Source organism: Leifsonia sp. Y878 (assembly GCF_057669685.1).
In genome coordinates this window covers 274653-297882 of sequence record NZ_JBYHFS010000002.1, presented here as the reverse complement: position 1 = coordinate 297882, position 23230 = coordinate 274653, and the positions used below count along the sequence as shown (strand labels likewise).

The window sequence follows — 23230 nt, the reverse complement described above, 5'->3', positions numbered from 1 at the left end:
TTTTGCCGGTTCGGGATCGCAATTGGGGTATTGCGCCGACTTTGGCAGTAAATGCAGGAGTTATGCGCGCTAGTTGTCGCTGGGGTAGGCCGGGAGACTGGCCGGGTAGCCGATGGCCGGCGATTGAGCTGGCTAGCTATCTGGCTGGTTATTGGCTGCGGATGCAGTTAGCGGCCGGTGCCACCGTGGACTGTTGCCTCGTCGTCACCGTCGAGACCGAAAGCGGTGTGCACGACGCGCAACGCCTCGTTGATTGTGTCAGCGCGGGTCACGACAGAGATGCGAATCTCGCTCGTCGAGATCATTTCAATGTTGATGCCCGCTTCGAACAGCGCCTCGAACAGCTTGGCCGAGACGCCGGTGTTGGTGCGCATGCCGGCGCCGACGAGTGCCAACTTGCCGATCTGGTCGTCGTACTGCAGGCCGACGAAGCCCACGTTGTCCTTCTCGTTCGTGAGGGCGGTGAGTACCTGCTGCCCCTCCGACTTCGGCAGGGTGAACGAGATGTCGGTGAGGCCAGTTGCTGCAGCTGACACGTTCTGCACGATCATGTCGACGTTCGCGTTCGTCTTGGCGACGATCTTGAAGATCTGCGCTGCCATGCCTGGAATGTCGGGAACGCCCACGACGGTGACCTTGGCCTCGCTGAGGTCCGCGGCAACTCCGGCGATTATTGGCTCTTCCACTGTGTCTCCATTCACGACTGACGCACTGTTGTTGTAGACGATGGTTCCGTCGTTGTTGTTAAAGGACGATCGCACGTGCAGCGTCACACCGTGGCGACGGGCATATTCCACAGCGCGAATGTACAGCACCTTGGCGCCGGCTGCCGCGAGCTCCAGCATCTCTTCGCTGGAAATACGGTCGAGTTTGTGCGCGCGCGGTACCACGCGGGGGTCGGCGGTGAAGATGCCGTCGACGTCGGTGTAGATCTCGCAGATATCTGCGCCGAGAGCGGCGGCCAGTGCGACGGCCGTCGTGTCTGATCCACCGCGACCAAGGGTCGTGATGTCTTTCGTGTCGCGGCTGAAGCCCTGGAATCCCGCAACGATGGCGACGGCGCCTTCATCGAGCGCGTCGCGGATGCGGCCGGGCGTCACATCGACGATGCGCGCGGCGCCGTGACGGGCATCCGTGATCATGCCGGCCTGGCTCCCCGTGAACGATCGGGCGTCGTAGCCCATGCTCTTGATCGCCATAGCGAGCAGCGCCATCGAAATGCGCTCACCAGCGGTGAGCAGCATGTCCAATTCCCGGGGCGCGGGAATCGGGGTTACCTCGTGCGCGAGGTCAAGCAGTTCGTCGGTGGAATCGCCCATTGCTGAGACGGCGACGACGACTTCGTTGCCTGCCTTGCGGGTGTCCACGATGCGCTTGGCCACGCGCTTGATGCTTTCGGCGTCGGCGACGGATGATCCGCCGAACTTCTGCACAATCAAGCTCACGTGACGCTCCTGAGGGTTGGGTAGCACGGGCACGGCCCGGGACTCACAGTCTAATTGTTTTGATATTCCACACTCGCCATGTGACGGGGCACCGCCGCGGTGGTGGATGGTGGAACCGGGCACTGCAGGCGCTGACGCAGCAGCACTGCTTGGTTACGCGGCCCCGACCAGTGCAGCCCTGATGATGTCTGCGTGCAGGGCGAGCAGGCCAGCGGTGCGTTCGGCCGGACCACGGCCGAATCCACACTCCGTGCCGATGCCGAACTCGTCGATGCCCGCTGCGGCAAGAGCCGGCCCGGCGGCGACAATGCGACTGGTGGCGCCGGCGACACCGTCTTCGTGATGCACGAGGCCCAGAAACAGCGAGGTGCCTGCGGCCAGGGTGAGATCGGCCAGCGGCGCAAAGTACTCGTCGTCGTTCCGCTCAATCGGCACCGGCAGGTGAATCCAATCGATCGGCCTGGTGGTTTTGTTCGTCAGACCGTTGGCCACGGCCACAAGCGCGCCGGCATCCGTTGGGTCAAAGAAGTGCCTCTCCCCCACGTCGCCGTAGCAGAGGTGGAATCCGAGCTGGACATCCGCGGGAACAGCGCTGGCGAGTGCGGCCGCGAGCTGAACGCATCCGTCGATGATGGATTCACGGGACGGATCCGCCGCGAGCCAGGGATCCAGCGGACCGCCACCCAGCGATGCGCCTTCGATGTAGGCGAACTCGGTGGCCAGGTCGATTTGAATGGCAAGGTCTGCCGCGGGAATGGCGGCGGCAATTGCAGCGATCTCACGCACCAGGGCAGCCTCATACGCCGGGTACACGCTGGGACGGTCGATATTCGCAATGAACGTTGTGACAGGAGCGAGCGCTGAGGGCAGGGTGACCTGGAAGCGGGTGTGCTCCCCGATGATCCCCTCTGCGCGAAGACTGAGGAACGCGGCATAGCTGTCGATGGCGGCCTCTGCATAGCCGAGTGCGCCGATGACGAGGTCTGCCGGCGCCACTGAGCCGTCGATGGTCAGCGGGCGCATGTCGAACCCGGCGTGCATGATCGGCTCAATCGGGAGGCGTGACAATCCAGGCGTGGCATCGAAGACCTTGCCCTGGAAGAGCATCCAGTGGAAACGTTCTCCAGCTTCGCCGTCTGGGATGCGCGCCAGATCCGAACCGAGGTTTTCAGCGACGACGCGGAATGTGTCGGTTGCCGTCGGCTGATTGATGGATCCAACGAGGTGCGCACCGCGCACGCGAGGAGTTGCAGTCATTGGCCAATGCTAGTGCGCACGACTGGCGTACGGCTGCGGGCCGACGGGCCGCAGCATCAGACGGGGTCTGACCTAGCTCGTGACGACCCGCCGACCCTCGAATGCGCGACCGAGGGTGACCTCATCGGCGTACTCCAGGTCGCCACCAACGGGCAGGCCGGAGGCCAGCCGGGTGACTCGGATTTCGAGGGTGGTCAACAGGCGCGACAGGTATGTCGCTGTCGCTTCGCCTTCGAGGTTGGGGTCGGTCGCGATGATGACTTCCTGCACCACGCCGTCGGCCAGGCGCTGCATGAGCTGGCGAATGCTCAGGTCGTCGGGCCCGACGCCGTCGATCGGGCTGATCGCGCCACCCAGCACGTGATAGAGGCCACGGAATTCGCGGGTGCGCTCAATCGCCACGACGTCCTTGGCTTCTTCGACCACGCAAATGGATGCCGGGTTGCGGCGTGGATCGCGACAGATCGAGCAGGTCTGCTGCTCTGACACGTTGCCGCAGATGTCGCAGAAACGCACCTTGTCACGCACCTCAAGCAGCACATTGGCCAGCTTGCTCACGTCGAACGTCTGGGTCTGCAGGATGTGGAACGCGATGCGCTGCGCCGACTTCGGTCCGATGCCTGGCAGGCGGCCCAACTCGTCGATCAGTTCCTGAACGATTCCTTCATACATGGATTACAACCCTCTCTATCGCTGTGCCGGGTTGTACGGCTGCTCTTCGAGGAAGGTGGCACCTAGTATTTCGCGCACGACGGATTCGCCGTATCGCTGCTTCTCTTCAAACGCCGGGGCATTGGCAGAACGCTCTGCTGCCGGCGGGGTGGCGCGGGCAGGCGCGGCAACGGATGCCGATGCGGTCGACGGGGCCGAAGGCGCCGCAGGGGCCGATGCCGGCTGGCCGTGCGACTCATACGGGTCGAACGGCGGTTCTGTCTCAGGCGGCACATCGTCGTCGAATGGCGGCGGTTCTTCGTCGGGCGCTTCCTGGTCACGGGGCGCAGGTGCCGACGATGGGTCAAGCACCGCAACCGGCGCTGAGGAGGCTGAGGTCGACGCAGCGTCCGCGGTGTGAGCCGGCTCCGCTGAGCCTGCAGTAGCGGCCGAGCCTGAACCGGGGATGGCAACAGTGGCCCAGCCCGTTGCCGACGCAGCGGGCGCTGGCACGACTGCGGCTGCGCTCGAGGCGGCAGCCGCGGGGGCCCCGGCCTTCGAACTGGGTGCGGATGGCTTCGATGCTGGCGCCGCCGGTGAGCTGGACGCGGCGACCGATCCGGTATCCCCTGCCGAGCTCTGCGGCTGCGAGGACGTCGGAGCGCTCGGCGCTGCGGTTGCCCCGGTCGCGCTGCCGGCTGGGCCGTCTGCGGAGGCTGAGCGTGCGATGTCGCCGCCGTGGGCGGCATCCGTTCTGGCAATCAACTTGGCCCGGATGCCGAGCACCTGGAAGACAGCTTCCTTGAGGTAGTCACCGATGCCCTGCCCTGGGGCAGCCTTCTGCTTGAGGCTGTCGACATCTTTCTGGCTGGGGAATGAGAGCACTAGGACGTCGCCGTCACGCAATTCACGAACGCGCGCGGTGAAGAGCACGAGCCAGGCGTTCATCTTGGTGGCCTTGACCACGTCGAGAACCTGCGGCCAGGCGTCCTTCACCTGCTGGAGCGTGACGGGGCCGACCGGCGTGCTGGGCGTCGCTGGCTCTGTCTTTGCCTGTGTCGCTGGCTCCGCCTGTGTCGCTGGCTCCGCCTGTGTCGCTGGCACTGCTTCTGTCTGTGCCTCTGGTGCTGCCTGTGTTGCCGGTGTCACCGACACAGGAGGGACCGACGTGGTGGCGCTTGAAACAGGAGGAATCGAACTGTGTGCGTTGTCCGTTCCTGTTTTTGCGGCGGGCGCGGGCGGCGTCGGCTGAGCCGGCTTCTGGGCCGGAGCGGAAACAGCCGGAGCGGAAAGCCGCGGAGCAGCAGCGGGGACGGATGCCGCGGCCGGCGCGGCTTCGGCGGCAACGCCATCCACTCCGATGCGGCGTTCGAGCCGCTCTACCCTGGCGAGTGCGCCGCGGGTGGTGTCGTCGCTGGCTGGAATCAACGCGCGCGCGATCATCAGTTCGAGGTGGAGGCGGGGCGAGGTCGCGCCGGTCATCTCGGTGAGGGCGGCGTTCAGAATGTCGGCGGTGCGAGACAACTCGGCCGGACCGAATTGCGAAGCCTGCACAGCCATGTGGTCGAGCTCGTCTTGTGGGACGCCGCGCAGCACGGCTGCGGCACCCTCAGCGGATGTCGCGGCCACGATGATCAGGTCGCGCATGCGTTCGAGCAGGTCTTCGACGAATCGACGCGGGTCTTGCCCGGTCTGGATCACGCGGTCGACGGCGTCGAATGCCGCTGCGGAGTCGCGCGCCGCGATGGCGTCGATCGCTTCGTCGAGCAGGGCGCCATGCGTGTAGCCGAGCAGCGCAACGGCGCGCTCGTACTCGACGTTCGACCCGTCTGAGCCGGCCATCAGCTGGTCGAGCAGCGACAGGGTGTCGCGGGGTGATCCGCCGCCGGCGCGCACCACGAGCGGGAGCACGCCTGGAGCGACCTGCATCTTCTCGCTCTCGCAGAGCGTCTGCACGTACTCCAGCATCTGCGCGGGCGGAACCAGCCGGAATGGATAGTGGTGGGTGCGCGACCTGATGGTGCCGATGACCTTTTCGGGCTCGGTCGTCGCGAAGATGAACTTGACGTGCTCCGGCGGCTCTTCGACGATCTTCAGCAGCGCGTTGAAGCCCTGCGGGGTCACCATATGCGCCTCGTCGAGGATGAAGATCTTGTAGCGGTCGCGAGCGGGGGCGAAGATCGCACGCTCACGGATGTCGCGGGCATCGTCGACACCGTTGTGGCTGGCGGCGTCAATCTCGACCACGTCGAGTGAGCCGCTGCCATCGCGCGCGAGCTCAACGCAGCTCGGGCAGACGCCGCACGGGGTATCCGTTGGGCCCTCTGCACAGTTGAGGCAGCGCGCCAGAATGCGGGCAGACGTCGTCTTGCCACACCCGCGCGGACCGCTGAACAGGTAGGCGTGATTGACACGGTTGGTGCGAAGCGCCGTCATGAGCGGATCGGTCACCTGTGACTGACCGATCATCTCGGCGAATGTCTCTGGCCGGTACCGGCGATATAAGGCTGTGACCACGGGTCAATCGTAGTCGGGGCCGCTGACAGAACGCCCGGCGTGCGCCAGATGAGGCCGTTTTGGGGGCAGCGGCTGCTCGGAAAACGACACGCTCATCGCTAAGCTGATGGCGATCGACTCTTGACGCTATGGAGACAACTGAATGGCTGATTGGACGACGAATCCGTTCCGGTTCGCCGACCGTCGCCAACACGTTCACACCGCGTCCCGCGCCGAAGCGGCTCCCCTCAGGGCGGCCGCTGCGCTGGCCGTGGTGACGGGCCTCATCCTCTGCCTCGCATCCGTTCTCGTGCCAGCGAGTCCAGCCAGTGCCGAAACGCTCACGCAGACAACGCTCGCCCAGGCATCTCCTGAGGTGTCTCCCCTTGCTGCACCTGCTGCTGCTGCTGCTGCTGCTGCTGCTGCTGCTGCTGCGCCAACATCATCGACGCCTTCCCCGACAGCCGTGACCACCGCAGCTCAGTTGACGGATGCCGTCGCAGCGTCAACCAGCTCCGGTTCAGCTATTCGGTTGGACGCCGACATCATCGGTGGTGCCCTGTTCGTGCCGCAGGATGCATCCGTTGTCGTTGACCTGAACGGCCACAGTCTTACTGCCAGTGGCGACTCTGGCCAGGCCGCCATCGGCGTTCCAGCCGGCGCAACGCTCAGCCTGTCAGGGGCTGGCACCCTGGTCATTCCGCACGGCGATGCCCTGGTCGTTTCGCAGGGGGCGACCGTCGTGAACACCGCGAGCATCTCGCTGGGCGGCGGCATCCAGAACGCCGGTGTTTTCGACAACCGTGGGCGCCTTACGCCCGTCGCCGCTGTCGGCGCTGTCGGCGCTGTCGGCGCTGTCGGCACTGCCGGCACTGTTGGCGCCGGCGTTGTGCAGAATGCCGGCGTGCTCCTGAACTCGGGAACGATCGACCCAGGCATCACGCTGGCCGGCGACAACGCAGTTCTCCGATTTCACGCTGTCGGCCTCGATGACGTCCCTGCGCTCCTGACGCTCTATGCCGAGCGGGCGGCAGCGGCTGTGCTGCCGACATCCGTTCAGGATGCCGCGCGCACCGGATTCGTCTTCGCCCGCGTCGGACACTCGGCGAGTTGGCGCACCACATCCGACGGCGTTGGTTCCGGGAGCAGCGGCGGAGTCGGCGGCGGACTCGGTGGCGGGCCACTCTGGGACCCGGGTGCTCCGGTCGCCGGCGATCTGGACCTCTACGCCGAGTGGACGCTGGACAACCACACCGTCACCTTTATCGGTCTGGGCAGCGCTGCCATCGCGACGCTGATTGTCGACTACGGCAGTACAGCGCCCCTGCCGGCCGACCCAACGCGGGCGGGCTTCGTCTTCGCGGGTTGGAGCATCCGCTCGGCCGACGGAACTGACGTGGCCTGGGATCCAACCACTGCTGTCACCGGAGACCTCACCCTGCGGGCCATCTGGGCGCCGGCCACTCACACCGTCAGCTTCGACAGCCGCGGCGGCAGCGCCATCCAGGCGCAGATCGTTGGCTACGGCGAGCGCGTCCGGATCCCGGTGGATCCCACCCTGATAGGCCACACATTTGCCGGTTGGTACACGTCGGTGACTGCTGGGCAGGACACTCGGTGGGATGCCGCTTCGCCCGTGCTCGGCAACCTCGCTCTCTTCGCCCACTGGGAGCCGGGGCAGAGCGCCCTGCCGAGCGCGCTCATCACCACGCGCTCGTGGCCGGCCAGCGCCAGCGCTGACGACTCGCCAGCCCTCGCCGCGCCTGAGGTGGTCGTGACGCCTGCCGGATCCCTCGACGCGGGTTTTCCGTGGTGGGCGATCGGCCTGGTAGCCGCGGGTGCCGTCGGCATGAGCCTGATCCCGCGTCGCAACGAGAGCTAACCGCCGCGAGCTGCTGCCCGAACATGACGCCATGCGACAAGAAAATTCTCGCGTGGCGGCATCCGCTGGGCGTATTCTCTGCAACACGCTGCGCTACCCACGCCGCGCCTTATCGTTCTGCGCCACCTGAGAGAACAGAGGACAAGAATGAGCTCCACCGAACCAGCTCCCGTCCTCGCCGACTGGGAGCTCACCGAAATTGAGAAGGCGAACGCGTCAGGGCTGGTTCCTGTCGTTTTCGTTCATGGATTGTGGCTGCTCTCCAGCAGCTGGAAGAAGTGGCGGGACCTGTTCGAAGAGAACGGATACGCCACTCTGGCTCCCGGTTGGCCGGATGACCCAGACACCGTCGCGGAAGCGCGCGAACACCCCGAGGTTTTCGCCCACAAGATGGTGCAGCAGGTGACCGACCACTACCTGGCCGCGATCCGGCTGCTCGATCAGGCCCCGGTCGTGATCGGACACTCCTTCGGCGGACTCATCGCCCAGAAGATTGCGGGCGAAGGAGTCGCGGCCGCCACCGTGTCGATCAACAATGCCCCGTTCAAGGGCGTCTTGCCGCTGCCGCTCTCTGCCCTGAAATCGTCATCGCCGATTCTCGGCAACCCGACGAACATCGGCAAGGGCGTCGCCTTGACCTTCGACCAGTTCACGTACGGCTGGGCGAACAACCTGGACGAAGACGAGGCCCGCGAGCTGTTCGACACGTACCACGTGCCAGCGGCGGGAGCCCCGCTGTTCCAGGCGGCAACGGCGAATTTCAATCCGTTCGGCGGTGAAACCAGGGTCGACTCCAAGAACCCCGACCGCGGACCTTTGCTGATCATCGGCAGCGAGAACGACAACACGGTGCCACCGGCAATCACGAATGCCAGCTACAAGATCCAGGCCAAGAATCCCGGCGTCACCGTCGAGATCATCATTCCAGGACGCGGTCACTCGCTCACCATCGACAGCGGCTGGAAGGAAGTCGCCGACGAGGCGCTGGCCTTCGTGCAGGAGTACGCTCCGGCCGAGCAGATCACGACGTAGTTCTCCGTGAACCCGGTGCTGCGGGTGCAGTTGCACCCGCAGCACCGGAACCAGCAGCAGCAGCGCCAGCAGCAGTTCGAGCGGAGTTTTTTGCGAAACGCCGGTCAGATGTGGCAGAAACACCCGGCGTTTCACATTTTCTCCGCCTGAACGGATGCTCGTTCTCCACCTGAGCGGATGCGCGCGCAGCCTCGACCGTCTCGTGGCATATCCCGACCGGTGCACACCGCGTCCTCCCCCGCACCTGCTCCTCGTCCCTTCTCCCCCGTTCTTCGGTCGTCACGCTGTCGCGAGCCACGATGGCCGAACGTTGCCAGATGTTTCCAGTCACCCGTGCGCTCTGCGCAAACGGTCATGTTGCATCCACCAGCGAGCTGTTTCGAGTTGGAATTCCGGTGGAACATCTTCGTGCCGCGGTAGATGCTGGGGTCATCATCCGGGCCGTTCGGGGCCACTATGTCTGCGCGCACGCGGATGCGAACCGGCGGCTGGCGGCATCCGTCCCTGCCAGGATTACCTGCGTCAGCGCCCTCGCAATGGCGGGGGTCTGGGCCGGAACCGACAGGACGCTGCACCTGCAACGAACGCCGCACGGGCATGTAGCCGCCGAGCTGGCCAGCGCCCAGACGATTCACTGGTCTGAACCGCGATTCCGCGATCGCCGGGAGCGCTCCTGGCTCGTGAGCCCGATGGGCGCGGTCTGGCAGAGCATCCATTGCCTCGACGAAGAGCATGCCATCGCATGTCTGGAATCCGCCGTGAGCGAGGGGTTTCTTACGCGCCGTGAAGTGAATCAGATCTGCAGGGTGGCGCCTCGACGACTCGCGGCAGGCATCCGCGAACTGGAGTTCACGTCGGACTCTGGGCAGGAGACCATCGTGCGGCGACGCCTCAGACACCGGGGATTTCGCGTCATGGCTCAGGTTCCCGTCGGCCCGTATGTCGAGGATCTCATCGTGGAAGATTGCGTTGCCATCGAGACTGATGGAAAAAAGTGGCATGGCGCTGATCGATTCCATCCGGATCGCAATCGCGACGCATTCTGTGAACGGCTGGGGCTCCGTACGCTTCGGCTGACCCAGCAGATGATCCTGCACGACTGGGGCGCCACGCTCAGCACCATTGAGCGGATGGTTCAGGATGCCGGGTCTGAGCGCAATCGCCGAGGGCTGTGACCGCTCGCGCCAAGACTGCCGCATCCGTTCGCCGAAGGTCGCCGCATCCGCTCTATCGCGCTCGCCGGATCGCGCTCCTTGGCAAGCGTTCAGGCGGAGTTTTTTGCGACTCGCCGCCTCTAAGCGCCACTCAAGCGCGGCGTGTTGCATTTTCTCCGCTCGAACCGATCGCAGCAGCTCATCCTGCAATCCGCCGGGCTGCCCAAGCGCCTGCGCGCCTGAGCGCCTGAATGCCGGGCCGCCAGCCAGCCCGCCCGCGCTACGCCGTCACCGACAGCGTCTGCCTCGCGATTTCCAGCTCTTCGTTCGTCGGAATCACCATCACCGTGACGGGCGCCCCGTCTGGCGAGATGATCCGCTCCTTCTTCGAGGCGAGTTCGTTGCGGTCTGGGTCGATGAAGATGCCGAGGTGCTCGAGTCCTGCGAGCGCGCGGCGGCGCAGCAGCGCGTTGTTCTCACCGACACCAGCCGTGAAGACCAGCGCGTCGAGCCCGCCCAGCTGCGCGTAGTAGGCGCCGATGTAGTGACGGATGCGATGACGCCAGACCCGCAAAGCCAGCTCGGCATTCTCGTCACCGTCGTTGGCAGCCCCCTGCACATCGCGCATATCGCCCGTGCCGGTGAGGCCGAGGAGGCCGCTGCGGCGGTTCAGCATGGTGTCGATCTCATTGACGGTCATACCGGCCGCGCGGCTGAGGTGGGCGACGACGGCGGGGTCGATGTCACCGGAGCGCGTGCCCATCACGAGCCCCTGCAGCGGGGTCAACCCCATGGAGGTGTCGATCGACTTTCCACCGTCCACCGCCGTCGCCGATGCACCGTTGCCGAGGTGCAGCACGATCGTGCGCACGTCAGCGAGCGGCTTCTTCAGGAGCGTGGCGGCCAACTCTGACACGTACTTGACCGACGTGCCGTGGAAGCCATAGCGGCGCACCTTGTACTGCTCGGCGAGTTCGCGGTCGATGGCATACGTGTAGGCATCCGGTGCCAGGGTCTGGTGGAATGCGGTGTCGAACACGGCGACGTGCGGCACATCGGGCAGGGCCTTCTTCGCCGCACGGATGCCGAGCAGGTTGGCCGGGTTGTGCAGGGGCGCGAGCCGCGAGAGCGCGTCGATCTCCGACTCGACCTCCGGCGTGATGAGCGTTGGCCCGTCGAACTCGCTGCCGCCATGCACAACGCGATGCCCGACGGCCACGATGTCGCGGCTCAGGTCACCCAGCTTGGCCAGCACGATGCTCATGCCGAACTCATGGTCGGGGATCGACGAGCCCGGCTCGCCGATCCGCTCGATCAAGCCGCTCAGGAGCGGCTTCTGTGCCCGGGGATTGATCAGCTGGTACTTGATCGACGACGAACCTGAGTTGACGACGAATACAGCCTTCACGCCTGGTCCTCGCTCGCGGCCTGGATCGCGGTGATCGCAACGGTGTTGACGATGTCCTGCACCAGCGCTCCGCGCGACAGGTCGTTGATGGGCTTGCGGAGACCCTGCAGGATCGGTCCGATCGCCACGGCGCCCGCCGACCGCTGCACAGCCTTGTACGTGTTGTTCCCGGTGTTCAGGTCGGGGAAGATGAAGACCGTTGCGCGGCCGGCGACCTTGGAATCTGGCATCTTCGTGGCGGCGACCGCGGCATCCGCTGCCGCGTCGTACTGGATCGGGCCTTCGACGAGCAGGTCTGGGCGGCGAGAGCGCACCAGGGCGGTGGCCTCCCGCACCTTTTCGACGTCGGCGCCCGTGCCGGACTCCCCCGTCGAATACGACAGCATGGCCACGCGCGGCTCGATGCCGAACTGTTCGGCCGTTGCGCTCGACGAGATGGCGATGTCGGCGAGCTCTGATGCGTTGGGCGTCGGGATGACCGCGCAGTCGCCGTAGACCAGCACCCGGTCTTGCAATGCCATGAGGAAGACACTCGACACGACATCGACGTGTGGCTTGGTCTTGATGATCTCGAAGGCCGGACGGATGGTGTGCGCCGTGGTGTGCACAGCGCCTGACACCATGCCGTCGGCGAGGCCAAGGTGCACCATCATCGTGCCGAAGTACGACACGTCGCTCACCTGGTCGCGCGCCTGCTCTATCGTGACGCCCTTGTGGGCGCGGAGCCGCGCGTACTCCACCGCGAACTTGTGGCTGAGCACCGCGTCGTACGGCGACAGCACCTGGGCGCGGCTGATATCGAGCCCCAGTTCGATGGCACGCGAGTGCACCTCGAACGGCTCGCCGAGAATCGTCAGCTGGGCGACCTCGCGGGCGAGCAGCGTGTGAGCGGCGCGCAACACGCGGTCGTCGTCGCCCTCCGGCAGCACAATGTGCTTGTCGGCGGCTCGAGCGCGCTCGAGCAGCCCGTGCTCGAACATGAGCGGCGTGACAACATCGGTGCGGGCCAGGTGCAACAGGTCCAGCAATTCGGATGCGTTCACGTGCTTCTCGAAGAGCGCCAGCGCTGCATCGTATTTGCGCTGCGAGTCGGCGGCGAGGCGCCCGCGCGTGCGCGTGATCGCGACAATGGTTTCGTAGGTGCCGAGCTCGGTGCGGATGATCGGCAGCGACTGTGGCAGCCCGTCGAGCAGGCGTTCAACCGGCTCTGGCAGGTCGAAGCCGCCGTTCAGGATGACGCCGGCGATCGACGGGAACGTGCCTGAGCTCTGCGCCATCATGACGGCGAGCAGCACCTCTGTGCGGTCGCCGGCCACGACGAGAACCGCGCCCTGGATGAGTCGGGGCAGCACGTTGACCATGCTCATGCCGGCCACCACAACGCCAAGCGCCTCACGGGTGAGCAGCGCCGGGTCACCCTTCAGCAGGCTTCCGTTCGTGGCCCGCATGATCGAGTCCATGCTTGGTGCGATCAGGTACGGGTCTTCGGGAATCACCCAGACCGGCACACCTGGCTTGGCGTCGAGAATGGCAGAGCGGATGCCGTCAAGTTGCGTCGCTTCGACGCGGTTCGCGATGACGGCCACGAGTGTGGCGTGGGCTGAACGCAGCTCAAGCAGCGCCAGCTCGGCGATGTCGTTCATCTGGGTGGCGCTGCGCGGGTCGGCCTGGCCGAGGCGTTCGCCTGAACCCTGCTCAGCGCGTCCGCCGAGCACCAGCAGCACAGGGGCGCCGAGGTTGGCCGCGATGCGGGCGTTGTAGCCGAGCTCTGTCGGGCTGCCGACATCCGTGTAATCAGACCCGACGATCACGACGGCGTCGCACTGGGCCTCGACGAGCTTGTAGCGCTCGACGATACGCGACAGCGCAGCCTCAGCGTCATGGTGCACGTCGTCATAGCTGACGCCGATGCACTCGTCGTACTCGAGGTGAACACTGTCGTGGCCGAGCAACAGCTCGACCACGTAGTCCGGTTCGGCGGTGGATCGCGCGATCGGCCGGAACACTCCCACCCGCTTAACCTGATGCGCAAGCGTGTCGAGAGTTCCGAGCGCGATGGTTGACTTGCCGGTGTGCCCCTCAGCGGAGGTGATGTAGATGCTACGTGCCACAGCTATACGTTATCGCCGCCGGTCGAATCGAAGCTGAGCGCGCCGCGCGCCGTCGGATCCCATGCCCAATCTGCGACCTCCGGAATGTCTTCGCCGTGGTCGCGGGTGTACTGCCTGGCGCGCAGCCGAGCATCCTGCATCTCCTGGCGGAGCGCTCCGGTGCGGGTGGCGAGGCCAGGCACCCGATCGATCACGTCGATCACCAGGTGGTACCGGTCGAGGTCGTTCAGCATCACCATGTCGAACGGCGTTGTCGTCGTGCCGTTCTCCTTGTACCCGCGGGCGTGGATGTTCGCGTGCCCGTTGCGCTTGTACGTGAGGCGATGGATGAGCCACGGGTAGCCGTGGTACGCGAAAATGATGGGCGAATCCGTCGTGAAGACCGCGTCGAACTCATGGTCGGTCATGCCGTGCGGGTGATCGTCGTTCGACTGCAGCCGCATGAGGTCGACCACGTTCACCACGCGCACCAGCAGGTCGGGGATCCGCTCACGCAGGATCGAGGCAGCGGCCAGCACCTCATAGGTCGGGACGTCGCCTGCTGCCGCGAGCACGACATCCGGTTCGAGCCCTGGCATCTCTGTGCCAGCCCAGTCGAAGATGCCGACGCCGCGCGTGCAGTGCGCGATCGCCTCGTCCATGGTGAGCCAGTTCGGGGCTGGCTGCTTGCCGGCGACGACAACGTTGACGTAGTCGACGGAGCGCAGGCAGTGATCGTAGGTCGACAGCAGCGTGTTGGCGTCGAACGGCAGGTACACCCGCACGACCTCTGCGCTCTTGTTGACGACGTGGTCGATGAAGCCGGGGTCCTGGTGGCTGAAGCCGTTGTGGTCCTGCCGCCAGACATGCGAACTCAGCAGGTAGTTGAGGCTTGCGATCGGCCGACGCCACGGGATCTCCCGCGTCACCTTCAGCCACTTCGCGTGCTGGTTGAACATCGAGTCGATGATGTGGATGAAGGCTTCGTAGCAGTTGAACATGCCGTGGCGCCCCGTCAGCAGGTAGCCCTCCAGCCACCCCTGGCACTGGTGCTCCGACAGCATCTCCATGACCTGGCCGACGCGAGCAAGATGCTCGTCGATGGGCCAGATCGCGCCATCGAACTGCTTGTCTGTCGTCTGGTACACGGCAGGAGCCAGACGATTGGATGCCGTTTCATCCGGCCCGAAGATGCGGAAATTATCCGGGTTCAAGCGGATGACGTCGGCCAGCCACCCGCCGAGCACCCGCGTCGCCTCGTCGGTGGTCGCGCCCGGTTTCGGCACGTCAACGGCGTAGTCGCGGAAGTCGGGCAGCCGCAGGTCACGTCGGAGCAGGCCGCCGTTGGCGATGGGATTGGCGCTCATCCGGAGGTCGCCGACCGGCGCGAGCTGCGTGATGAGATCGACCGGCGCACCATCGTCGTCGAAGAGTTCGTCTGGCCGGTAGCTCTGCAGCCAGCCCTCCAGGATGCGCGTGTGCGCTTCGGTGTCGCGCGCATTCGCGAGCGGAACCTGGTGGGCGCGCCACGTGTTCTCAACGGGCAGCCCGTCGATGACGGCAGGGCAGGTCCAGCCTTTCGGCGTGCGCAGGATGATCATGGGCCAGCGCGGATGGGTGGCGATTGGCTCACCGGCCCTGGCCTGTCGCTTGATCTCGGCGATCTCGTTGAGCACGGTGTCGAGCACGGCGGCCATCCGCTCGTGGACCAGCATCGGATCTTCGCCGTCGAACCCCCCTGAAACCAGGTGCGGCTTGTGTCCATAGCCGCGCATGAGGTCGAGAAGTTCTTCCTCTGGGATGCGCGCCAGCACGGTGGGGTTGGCGATCTTGTACCCGTTCAGGTGCAGGATCGGCAGCACGACGCCGTCCTGGAGCGGGTCGACGAACTTGTTGGAGTGCCAGCTGGTGGCCAGCGGACCGGTCTCTGCCTCGCCGTCGCCCACGACGGCCGCCACCAGGAGGTCTGGATTGTCGAAGGCTGCGCCATAGGCGTGGCTGAGCGCGTAGCCGAGCTCACCGCCCTCGTGGATGGACCCCGGTGTCTCTGGCGATGCGTGGCTCGGGATGCCGCCGGGGAAGGAGAACTGCCGGAAGAGGCGGGTGAGACCGTGCACGCTCTGGTCGATGTCGGAGTAGACCTCGCTGTACGTGCCGTCGAGGTACCCGTTGGCCACCATGCCGGGTCCACCATGGCCGGGGCCTGCGATGTAGATGGTGTTGAGGTCGCGCTCCTGGATGGCACGGTTCAGGTGCGCATAGACGAAGTTGAGGCCGGGCGTCGTTCCCCAGTGCCCGAGCAGGCGCGGCTTGATGTGGTCGCGGCTGAGCGGCTCGCGCAGCAGGGGGTTCGCGAGCAGGTAAATCTGGCCGATGGAGAGATAGTTCGCTGCGCGCCACCAGGCATCAACGCTGGCGAGCGCCTCGGGGGAAAGCCCTACGGCTTCTCGGCTCGGCCACTCGTTGCGCGGGTGACCTTCGGTGCGGGCTAGACCGCCTTTATGCGGTGCCTTCGATGTGCTGCTCGAGTTGATGCCGGACGATTCGACCATCGGTGCCTCCACGCTCAGTAGTTTGGGGCGTCAGCTTGCACCCTCACTCTACGCGGGGGCCCTCTGCGACCGGCAGGGGTGTGTGTGAACAGTATTCGGCTAGCGGGCAAGCGCCGCTTCCGCGTCGAGCCGTGCCAGCTTCTGTGGATTGACCATCGAGTAGAGCCGGGTGATCCGGCCGTTCTCGACGGTCAGGCTGACCGCGGCGACGAGTTCGCCGCCGAGCTCGAATCGGGCGCCGTGCGCGCCGTTGAGCCACACCGGCGAGCCAACGAGCGGCGTGGGCAGTTTGGCCATTCCTCCGAAGAGGAAGGTGACAAGTCGTTCTGCGCCGATGATCGGGCGCCGCGCGGCACCCACACGTCCCCCGCCGTCGGCGACCAGCACGACATCTGGCGCGAGCACCTCCATGAAGCCCTGCACATCGCCGGTGTTGATGGCAGTGATGAACCGTTCGACCACCCGTTTCTGTTCTGCCTGCTCCACCGAAACGCGCGGACGACGTGCCGCCACGTGATCTTTCGCCCTGTGGGCGATCTGGCGCACGGCCGCCGGCGTCTTGCCGACGGCCTCAGCGATCTCGTCGTATGGCACATCGAAGACCTCGCGCAACACGAACACGGCACGCTCCACTGGGCCGAGTGTTTCAAGCACGGTGAGCATGGCGATCGACACGCTCTCGGCGAGCTCCACGTCGTCGGCGACATCCGGGCTCGTGAGCAGCGGCTCAGGCAGCCACTCGCCCACATATGCCTCGCGTCGCCGTGACACGGTGCGCACATGGTTGAGCGCTTGACGCGTCACAATCCGTACCAGGTAGGGGCGCGCATCCTGCACATGTTCGTGGTCGACCGCTGCCCAGCGCAGCCAGGACTCCTGCAGTACGTCTTCGGCGTCGGCCGCTGAGCCGAGCATCTCGTAGGCGACAGTGAAGAGCAGGCTGCGGTGAGCGACAAACGGATCCTCTGTCATGCCGTGGAGCCTACGTCTGTCGAGCGGCGGGCGAGCGGCTCCAGACCGCAGGAATCCGAGAATTCCGCCGAGTGGATGCCGAGGGCGATGTTCATGCGCGCTGACAAGTTCATGGACCCGACCCTGGCGGCAAGCTCGACCATGGCCGGAGCTCCCAACTCGGCGAGCAGTGCGTCTGACAGTGCGTCGGTGACGGCCGGCGGGGTCTGGCTCATCGCCTCTGCGTACTCCATGACCCGGCGCTCAAGCGGGGTGAACAGTTCAGACTCGCGCCATGCTGGTACCTCGCGCGCCTTGGCCTCATCGAGCCCATGGCTGTGGGCCATGAAGTAGTGGAGGTCGAGGCAGAAGCTGCACCCGACGGTGGCGGCTGCTGCCATGTTGGCGAGCGACGCGAGGTTCGGGTTGAGTCGATCCCACTTCTCGGTCTTGCGACCGAAGCCCATCATGTCCTTCAACACCGCGGGGTGATGCCACAGCACCCCGAGCGAGTCTGGGACCTTGCCGAGCATCTTCTTACTCAGGATCTTCACGAGCCCTCCGTACAGGCCCGTGATCTCGGTTGCCGGAATTCTCGAGTTGTCAGTCATGATGTCTCCTCCATCGGTGTCGTATGCCTTTCACATGAAGACACCGACCGGGAGACGGATGTGACATCAGCCGCTACTGCACACCATTCACACGAGGAAGACCAGGGATGATCGCATGGTTCATCCGACGGACGGCACCCGGTGTCGCGCCGTGATGGCGCTTGAATGCACGGTTGAATGACGCCTCAGAGGTGTAGCCGACTCGACGTGAGATTGAACCGATCGAGTCGGTGGTGCGCGTCAGCTCCGAATGCGCCTGCTGTAGCCGCCACCCGGCGAGGTAGCGCATCGGAGGCTCTCCGACGAGGGTCGTGAACCGCTCTGCGAAGGCGGAGCGCGACATGTTGACCTGCCGCGCGAGTTCCACGAGGGTCCAGTCGTGGCCCGGCTTGTCGTGCATGCGACCGAGCGCGTGACCCACCTGTGGATCGCGAAGGGCAGTGAGCCATCCGCTCGCCGCCGTGTCAGTCGTGCGCAACCACCAGCGCAGCACCTGGATGACCAGTACATCTGCCAGCCTCGTCATCACGGCCTCACCGCCGGGCTGGTTGCTCTCCGCCTCTCGGGCGAGCATCCGCAACACAGCCTGGAACGTGCCAGCCTCTGTGTCATCCCAGGCGTCGACGCGAATGAGGCCAGGCAGTTCCTCGATCAGGCGAGCGGTGAGGGGAGCATCGACCTGCATCGCGGCATAGGCGATCTGGGTGCGTTCACCGCCACCGCCGAAGCGCATGTGCTCGTATTTCTCGCTGACCTGCTCGACGGGGATATCGAAGAGCGGCGTGCTCGCGGCATCCGCTGCGCTCAGGAGCCTATGAGGCACTGCCCGGGGAATGAGTGCTGCGCTCCCGGCTTCGAGCGCATGGCGCTCACCGTCGATTTCGAGGATGCAGCGGCCGGCGAGCACGACCGGAAGCATCATGTACCCATCGAGCGCGGGGAACTCAACGCCCCAGGGTGCGGAGAGTTCGGCGCGGCAGTAAAGCGCCCCCGTGAACCGCAGGAGGTGGAGTCCGTCGCCGAGCTGATCACCGGCGCCCTGGCTGCCGGGGTTGCGGGGATTGACCATGCGTCCACTGTGACATGCCGAACGGCCAGGCGTCCCAACTGCCGGACGATCAGCACAGAGATACGAACTTCCAGCGATTGTACGTCCGACAGGTCACCGCGAAGGTGGACGCATGAAGAACGAAAGGGAGTCCACCATGACCTCAACAATTGCCGTGATCGGCGCCACCGGAAAGACCGGGCGCCGCATCGCAGATCTGCTCGACGAACGAGGACACGCAGTGCGCCGTCTGTCCCGCGACACCACCCCTGCTTTCGATTGGGAGCGGCCGGAGGAGTGGGAGCAGGCGCTCAGCGCCGTCGATCGGCTCTACGTCGCGTACGTCCCAGACCTCGCAGCTCCTGGATCAGACCTCGCCATCACTCGCCTGACCCAGGTCGCTCGCGACGCCGGCGTGCAGCGCATCGTCATGCTCTCCGGCAGGGGCGAAGACGGAGCGCGTCGGTGCGAAGACATCCTGTTCGCCTCCGGTATCCCGGCGACCGTTGTGCGTGCGAGCTGGTTCATCCAGAACTTCACCGAGGGTGCACTGAGCGACGCCGCCCAGACCGGAGTGCTCGCGCTTCCTGCTGGAAACGTGCGGGAGCCGTTCATCGACGTCGACGACATCGCCGACGTGGCGGTGGAAGCGCTCACCGGAGACGGCCACGACGGCCGCCTCTATGAGGTGACAGGTCCGCAGCTGTTGACGTTCGCCGATGTGGCGGCGCTGTTGTCAGAGATCAGTGGGCGCAACGTCGACTACGTGCCCATGGGATTCGATGATTTCTATGCCGCCGTCGCCGCCGAACAGGGGCCGGAGGTCGCGACGCTGCTCACAGAGCTCTGCCGTGAGGTGTTCGACGGTCGCAACGAGAGCACCACCGATGGCGTCGCCCACGCGCTCGGCCGCGGTCCGCGCGACGCGCGCGCCGTGCTCACCGAAGCAGCCTTGACGGGGGCCTGGGCATGAGTACCGGCAGGCTTCGCCGAATCGTGCTGCTCCTCGCTGGCCTCACGCTGGTTGCCATCGGAGCTGGTGCGGCGTTCGCACCCGACGCGTTCTACAGCAGCTACGGCATCGCGCTTGCCGGCGACACCGATCTGACGAGCGAGCTGCGCGCCGCAGGGCTGGCGTTGCTTGTGCTGGGCGCGATCGTCGTAACGGGGGCGTTCGTGGCGCGGTTGTCGACAGTCGCGGCGCTCATCGGCGCTGTCGTACTGCTCGCCTATGCCGGTGGCCGGCTGCTCTCCTGGACGGTTGACGGCACTCCGTCGACGGCGCTTGCCCTGGCCGGTGCCGTCGAACTTGCGCTGGGCGCTGCATGCCTCTGGGTGCTGATGCGGAAGACCGCGCGAGGGTCAAGCCAATCGCCCAAACGCGCCGCCGAACGTGGCCTTACGGAGGCATGAGAAGTCGTGGACGAGCAATCGTTCGTCAGGCCGCTGAGAGCGGACCCCACGGGATTACACACAACGCTGGGCGCCACAGGAATGGCGCCCAGCGTTATGGGGGCGATATCAGCCCTTGACGGCACCAGCCGTTAGACCTTGCACGATGTAGCGGCTCGCGAAGGCGAACAGAAGCATGGTCGGCAGGATGGTGAGCACTGCAGCGGCAGACATCGATCCCCAGTCGATGGTGAAGCTGGAGATGAAGCCGTTCAGCGCTGTCGGGATCGTCTTGTTCTCGTCCTTGTTCATCAGCGTGACCGACAGGAACAACTCATTCCAGCAGTTGACGAAGTTGAAAATGAACGCCGCGATGATACCGGGCTTCATGACAGGCACAATGACCCGAAACAGTGCGCCGAACCGGGAGCATCCGTCGATCATCGCCGCTTCTTCGAGAGCATCGGGGATGTTCGCAAAGAACCCGCGCAGCATGATCGTGCAGAACGGAATGCTCACTGCCACATAGATGAGCATCAGGCCGAATCGGTTGTCGACAAGCTTCAGCTGCACCATCAGCATGTAGAGCGGGCCAAGTGCGATGAACGCCGGGATCATCTGAGTGACCAGGAACGCCATCAGCACCGCAGTCTTGCTGCGGAATTCGAACCGGGCCAGTACGTACGCAGAGAGCATCGATATAAATGTCGCAACCGTTGCAGCGACAGTGGCGACGATGAGGCTGTTCATCACGTAGGTGCCGAATTTCGACTTCTCGAACAACGAGAAGTAGTTGGTCAGCGAGAATTCCTCCGGCCAATACGTCAGCGGATAACTGAAGATGGCGCCGGGCGTCTTGAACGAGGTGATCAGGATCCAGTACAGCGGGAAGATCGTGATGACGAGCCACAGCCCGAGAAAGACGATTCTCACGATTCTGGCAGTGAGTGATTCTCTGGTGATCATGATTTCGCCCCCTTCTTTTCACGAATTGCCATCAGGTAGAACGCGGAGAAAAGCAGCAGAATCGCCATGACGATGAGCCCCAGAGCTGATGCCTGGCCGTAATCGCCCCTCTGGGTGATCGAGATCATCCAGGTGGTGATGATGTGGGTCTGGTTGGCCGGGCCTCCCCCTGTCATCGCCCAGATGATGTCGGGGAAGTTGAAGATCCAAATCACGCGCAACAGCACAGTGAGTGCGAGCGTCGTACTGATGTACGGGATGGTGATGCTGAACAGGGTACGAACCTTGCCCGCACCGTCGAGCGCCGCTGCCTCGTAGACGTCGTCAGGCACCGATTGCAGTGCAGCGAGGATCATGATCGCGAAGAAAGTGACGCCGTACCAGGTGTTGGCGATGATCACCGCGACCATGGCAGTCGACGGGTCGGCCAGCCAGGGGATCGGCGTGTCAATCAGACCCGCCTTGGTGAGCAGGTCATTGATCACCCCGAACTCGCTGTTGAACATCCAGCGGAACAGGATGCCGATGAGGAAGCCGGAGATCGCCCACGGGAAGAAGATGAGCGCTTGGTACAGGCCGCGGAACACGAACTGACGGCGCAGCCAGAGGGCGATGGCAAAGCCGATCACGAACTGCGGAATGATCGACGCGACAACCCACACGACCGAATTGCCGAGGACAACCCAGAATGTCGGGTCAGCGAAGATCTTCTGGAAGTTACCGAATCCGACCCAGTCGGTGTTCGTCAGATTGTTGAGGTTCCAGTTGCGGAATGCCATCTGAGAACCCGCGATCATCGGGTAGTAGGTGAACACTCCGACGAACAGTGCCGCAGGCAGCAAGAAGGCAAGGATGGCCAGCCCCCGCCGCACGCTGAACAGGCGGCGGCGAGAGCGGGGACGTGGATGCGCGCTGGGGGCGCCCGTCAGCATGGACGGGCGCCCTTTCACGTTCGTCGAACGACGAGACATTGACCTGATTCCTACTCCGTTGCCCACTTCTCGGTCCAGTAGGTGTCCCAACTGGCGAGAAGTTCCTTGCTGGTCAGCTGCCCGATGAGCACCTGCTGCAGCTCAGAATCGGCCTTGTCAGCCCATTCGGTGAACCAGGCAACGCCGCGCGGCTGCTCGGCCGTGATGTAGACATCCGGGTTCTCGTTCATGTAGAGGTAGCTCTCCCACGCACCGGTCTTGTAGAACTCGTCGTCTGCAGCACCGGTCAGGATGGGCACGAGGCTGTTCTGCTGCGTGAACTGGATGGAGGCATCGCCCGAGTTCAGGAACTGAATCAGTTGTGCCGCCTCTGCTTTGTGCTCACTGGCCTCTGCCGTTCCCCAGCCGGCCGTGGCCAGCGGCTGAATCGCCTGGCCGCCAGGCCCGACGAGCATCGGAGCGGTGCTCCACTGGTCGGCGGTGATCGCCTGCGACTGCTGCACAGCCGCGATGACCTCGGGGTCCTGCAGCAGGAAACCGGTCGAACCGTTGGTGAATCCCTCAACCATTTCCGGGTAACCCCATGCGACGGATGAGGGTGGCGAGGCCTGCTCAAACAGGGTCAGGTAGGTGTCGAGCGCGTCCTGCGCCTCCGGAGCGGAGAAGATCGAGTCGCCGCTCTTGAGCTTGTATGCGTTTGACACATCGATGTCACCGGCAACATAGGCCGAGATGGCCAGCACCGCGTTGGTGTAGCCGTTCTTGCCGCCACGGAATGCATAGCCGAACGTATTGGTCGACGGGTCCTGGATGGCCGTGGCCTGCTCGACGATATCGTCCCAGCTCACCGGCGCTCCATCGAAGCCGGCGTCCTTGACCATGTCCGTGCGGTAGAACAGGCTGATGCCGTAGAAACCGTATGGGACGAAGTACATCTTCCCTCCGGCTGTTGCAACGTTCTGGGCGTTGTCGGTCAGGTCGTCCCAGCCGTCCCAGCCCTCGAACTCGGTCGTCATGTCGCTGAGCCACCCGTTGGCCGAGAACGGCCCGACGGTGAGGTCGCGCACCTCGAGCACGTCAACGCCGGAGCCGGACTGCAGCATCTGCTGGATCTTCTGGTCCGCCTGGTCAGTGGGAGGTGAGATCAGTTCGACGCTGATGTCGGGGTTCTGCGCCTCGAACTCGTCAATGAGTCCGGCCAAGAGCTCGGTGCGTGCGGGGCTCGTCAGGCTTTCGACAACCTGCAGCGTCACCTTTCCGTCGCCAGCGGCAGGAGAGCATCCGCTCAGCGCAAGGGTCGCTACCAGGCCGAGGCCGATACCCGCAAGAAGCTTTCGTTTCGTCATTCTTCTTCCTCGATTCT

General features: G+C 64.8%; 18 protein-coding genes. 5 read left to right on the top strand and 13 right to left on the bottom strand.

What is annotated here, in order from left to right:
- Positions 1–167: 167 nt before the first annotated feature.
- The 4 genes from AC25Y4_RS07685 to AC25Y4_RS07670 all read right to left on the bottom strand — a co-directional run bounded on the left by AC25Y4_RS07685 (position 168) and on the right by AC25Y4_RS07670 (position 5870).
- Positions 168–1445 (bottom strand): aspartate kinase, encoded by a 1278-nt coding sequence (locus AC25Y4_RS07685; RefSeq protein ID WP_488119806.1) that lies wholly within the window; start codon positions 1443–1445, stop codon positions 168–170.
- A gap of 153 nt (positions 1446–1598) precedes the next feature.
- Positions 1599–2702 carry a hypothetical protein gene (locus tag AC25Y4_RS07680; protein ID WP_488119805.1) on the bottom strand — a complete coding sequence of 368 codons (1104 nt, stop codon included), beginning with the start codon at positions 2700–2702 and terminating at the stop codon, positions 1599–1601.
- Positions 2703–2774: 72 nt separating this feature from the next.
- Positions 2775–3374 carry a recombination mediator RecR gene (recR, locus tag AC25Y4_RS07675; protein WP_488119804.1) on the bottom strand — a complete coding sequence of 200 codons (600 nt, stop codon included), beginning with the start codon at positions 3372–3374 and terminating at the stop codon, positions 2775–2777.
- Between the two features lie 15 nt (positions 3375–3389).
- On the bottom strand, positions 3390–5870 hold the full coding sequence (locus tag AC25Y4_RS07670; RefSeq protein ID WP_488119803.1) for a DNA polymerase III subunit gamma and tau: 2481 nt from the start codon (positions 5868–5870) through the stop codon (positions 3390–3392).
- A gap of 142 nt (positions 5871–6012) precedes the next feature.
- On the opposite strand from AC25Y4_RS07670, the gene AC25Y4_RS07665 reads away from it, so the two are divergent.
- The 3 genes from AC25Y4_RS07665 (at position 6013) to AC25Y4_RS07655 (ending at position 9938) form a co-directional block, all read left to right on the top strand.
- Positions 6013–7731 carry an InlB B-repeat-containing protein gene (locus AC25Y4_RS07665; protein ID WP_488119802.1) on the top strand — a complete coding sequence of 573 codons (1719 nt, stop codon included), beginning with the start codon at positions 6013–6015 and terminating at the stop codon, positions 7729–7731.
- 147 nt (positions 7732–7878) lie between these two features.
- Entirely contained in the window at positions 7879–8763 is an 885-nt protein-coding gene (locus AC25Y4_RS07660) for an alpha/beta hydrolase (RefSeq protein WP_488119801.1), read from the top strand.
- Positions 8764–9158: 395 nt separating this feature from the next.
- Entirely contained in the window at positions 9159–9938 is a 780-nt protein-coding gene (locus AC25Y4_RS07655) for an endonuclease domain-containing protein (protein WP_488119800.1), read from the top strand.
- A gap of 259 nt (positions 9939–10197) precedes the next feature.
- Here AC25Y4_RS07655 and AC25Y4_RS07650 read toward each other — a convergent pair whose 3' ends face one another.
- From AC25Y4_RS07650 to AC25Y4_RS07625, 6 genes are all read right to left on the bottom strand, one after another.
- Positions 10198–11325, bottom strand: a complete 1128-nt coding sequence (locus tag AC25Y4_RS07650; protein WP_488119799.1) for an acetate/propionate family kinase — start codon at positions 11323–11325, stop codon at positions 10198–10200.
- On the bottom strand, positions 11322–13436 hold the full coding sequence (pta, locus tag AC25Y4_RS07645) for a phosphate acetyltransferase (protein ID WP_488119798.1): 2115 nt from the start codon (positions 13434–13436) through the stop codon (positions 11322–11324). The genes AC25Y4_RS07650 and pta overlap by 4 nt, the downstream gene beginning before the upstream one ends.
- A 2-nt stretch (positions 13437–13438) precedes the next feature.
- Positions 13439–15967 (bottom strand): phosphoketolase family protein, encoded by a 2529-nt coding sequence (locus AC25Y4_RS07640; protein ID WP_488119797.1) that lies wholly within the window; start codon positions 15965–15967, stop codon positions 13439–13441.
- A gap of 99 nt (positions 15968–16066) precedes the next feature.
- Positions 16067–16939, bottom strand: coding sequence for an RNA polymerase sigma-70 factor (locus AC25Y4_RS07635; RefSeq protein WP_488119796.1), 873 nt, complete (start codon positions 16937–16939; stop codon positions 16067–16069).
- Positions 16936–17529: a carboxymuconolactone decarboxylase family protein gene (locus AC25Y4_RS07630; RefSeq protein WP_488119795.1), complete on the bottom strand. Its 594-nt coding sequence runs from the start codon at positions 17527–17529 to the stop codon at positions 16936–16938. Before AC25Y4_RS07630 ends, AC25Y4_RS07635 begins: the two co-directional genes overlap by 4 nt.
- A 73-nt stretch (positions 17530–17602) precedes the next feature.
- On the bottom strand, positions 17603–18598 hold the full coding sequence (locus tag AC25Y4_RS07625; protein ID WP_488119794.1) for an AraC family transcriptional regulator: 996 nt from the start codon (positions 18596–18598) through the stop codon (positions 17603–17605).
- Between the two features lie 112 nt (positions 18599–18710).
- Between AC25Y4_RS07625 and AC25Y4_RS07620 the strand changes: the two genes are divergently transcribed.
- On the top strand, positions 18711–19550 hold the full coding sequence (locus AC25Y4_RS07620) for an NmrA family NAD(P)-binding protein (RefSeq protein WP_488119793.1): 840 nt from the start codon (positions 18711–18713) through the stop codon (positions 19548–19550).
- Positions 19547–19990 (top strand): DUF4345 domain-containing protein, encoded by a 444-nt coding sequence (locus AC25Y4_RS07615; RefSeq protein WP_488119792.1) that lies wholly within the window; start codon positions 19547–19549, stop codon positions 19988–19990. The genes AC25Y4_RS07620 and AC25Y4_RS07615 overlap by 4 nt, the downstream gene beginning before the upstream one ends.
- A 108-nt stretch (positions 19991–20098) precedes the next feature.
- Here the strand turns inward: AC25Y4_RS07615 and AC25Y4_RS07610 are convergent, their stop codons facing one another.
- Genes AC25Y4_RS07610 through AC25Y4_RS07600 form a run of 3 tightly spaced genes read right to left on the bottom strand, consistent with a single transcriptional unit; the run spans position 20099 to position 23213 of the window.
- Positions 20099–20935 (bottom strand): carbohydrate ABC transporter permease, encoded by an 837-nt coding sequence (locus tag AC25Y4_RS07610; protein WP_488119791.1) that lies wholly within the window; start codon positions 20933–20935, stop codon positions 20099–20101.
- Positions 20932–21906, bottom strand: a complete 975-nt coding sequence (locus tag AC25Y4_RS07605) for a carbohydrate ABC transporter permease (RefSeq protein WP_488119790.1) — start codon at positions 21904–21906, stop codon at positions 20932–20934. Before AC25Y4_RS07605 ends, AC25Y4_RS07610 begins: the two co-directional genes overlap by 4 nt.
- Positions 21907–21917: 11 nt before the next feature.
- A complete protein-coding gene (locus AC25Y4_RS07600; RefSeq protein WP_488119789.1) occupies positions 21918–23213 on the bottom strand; it encodes an ABC transporter substrate-binding protein in 1296 nt (431 codons plus the stop codon).
- Positions 23214–23230: the final 17 nt, after the last annotated feature.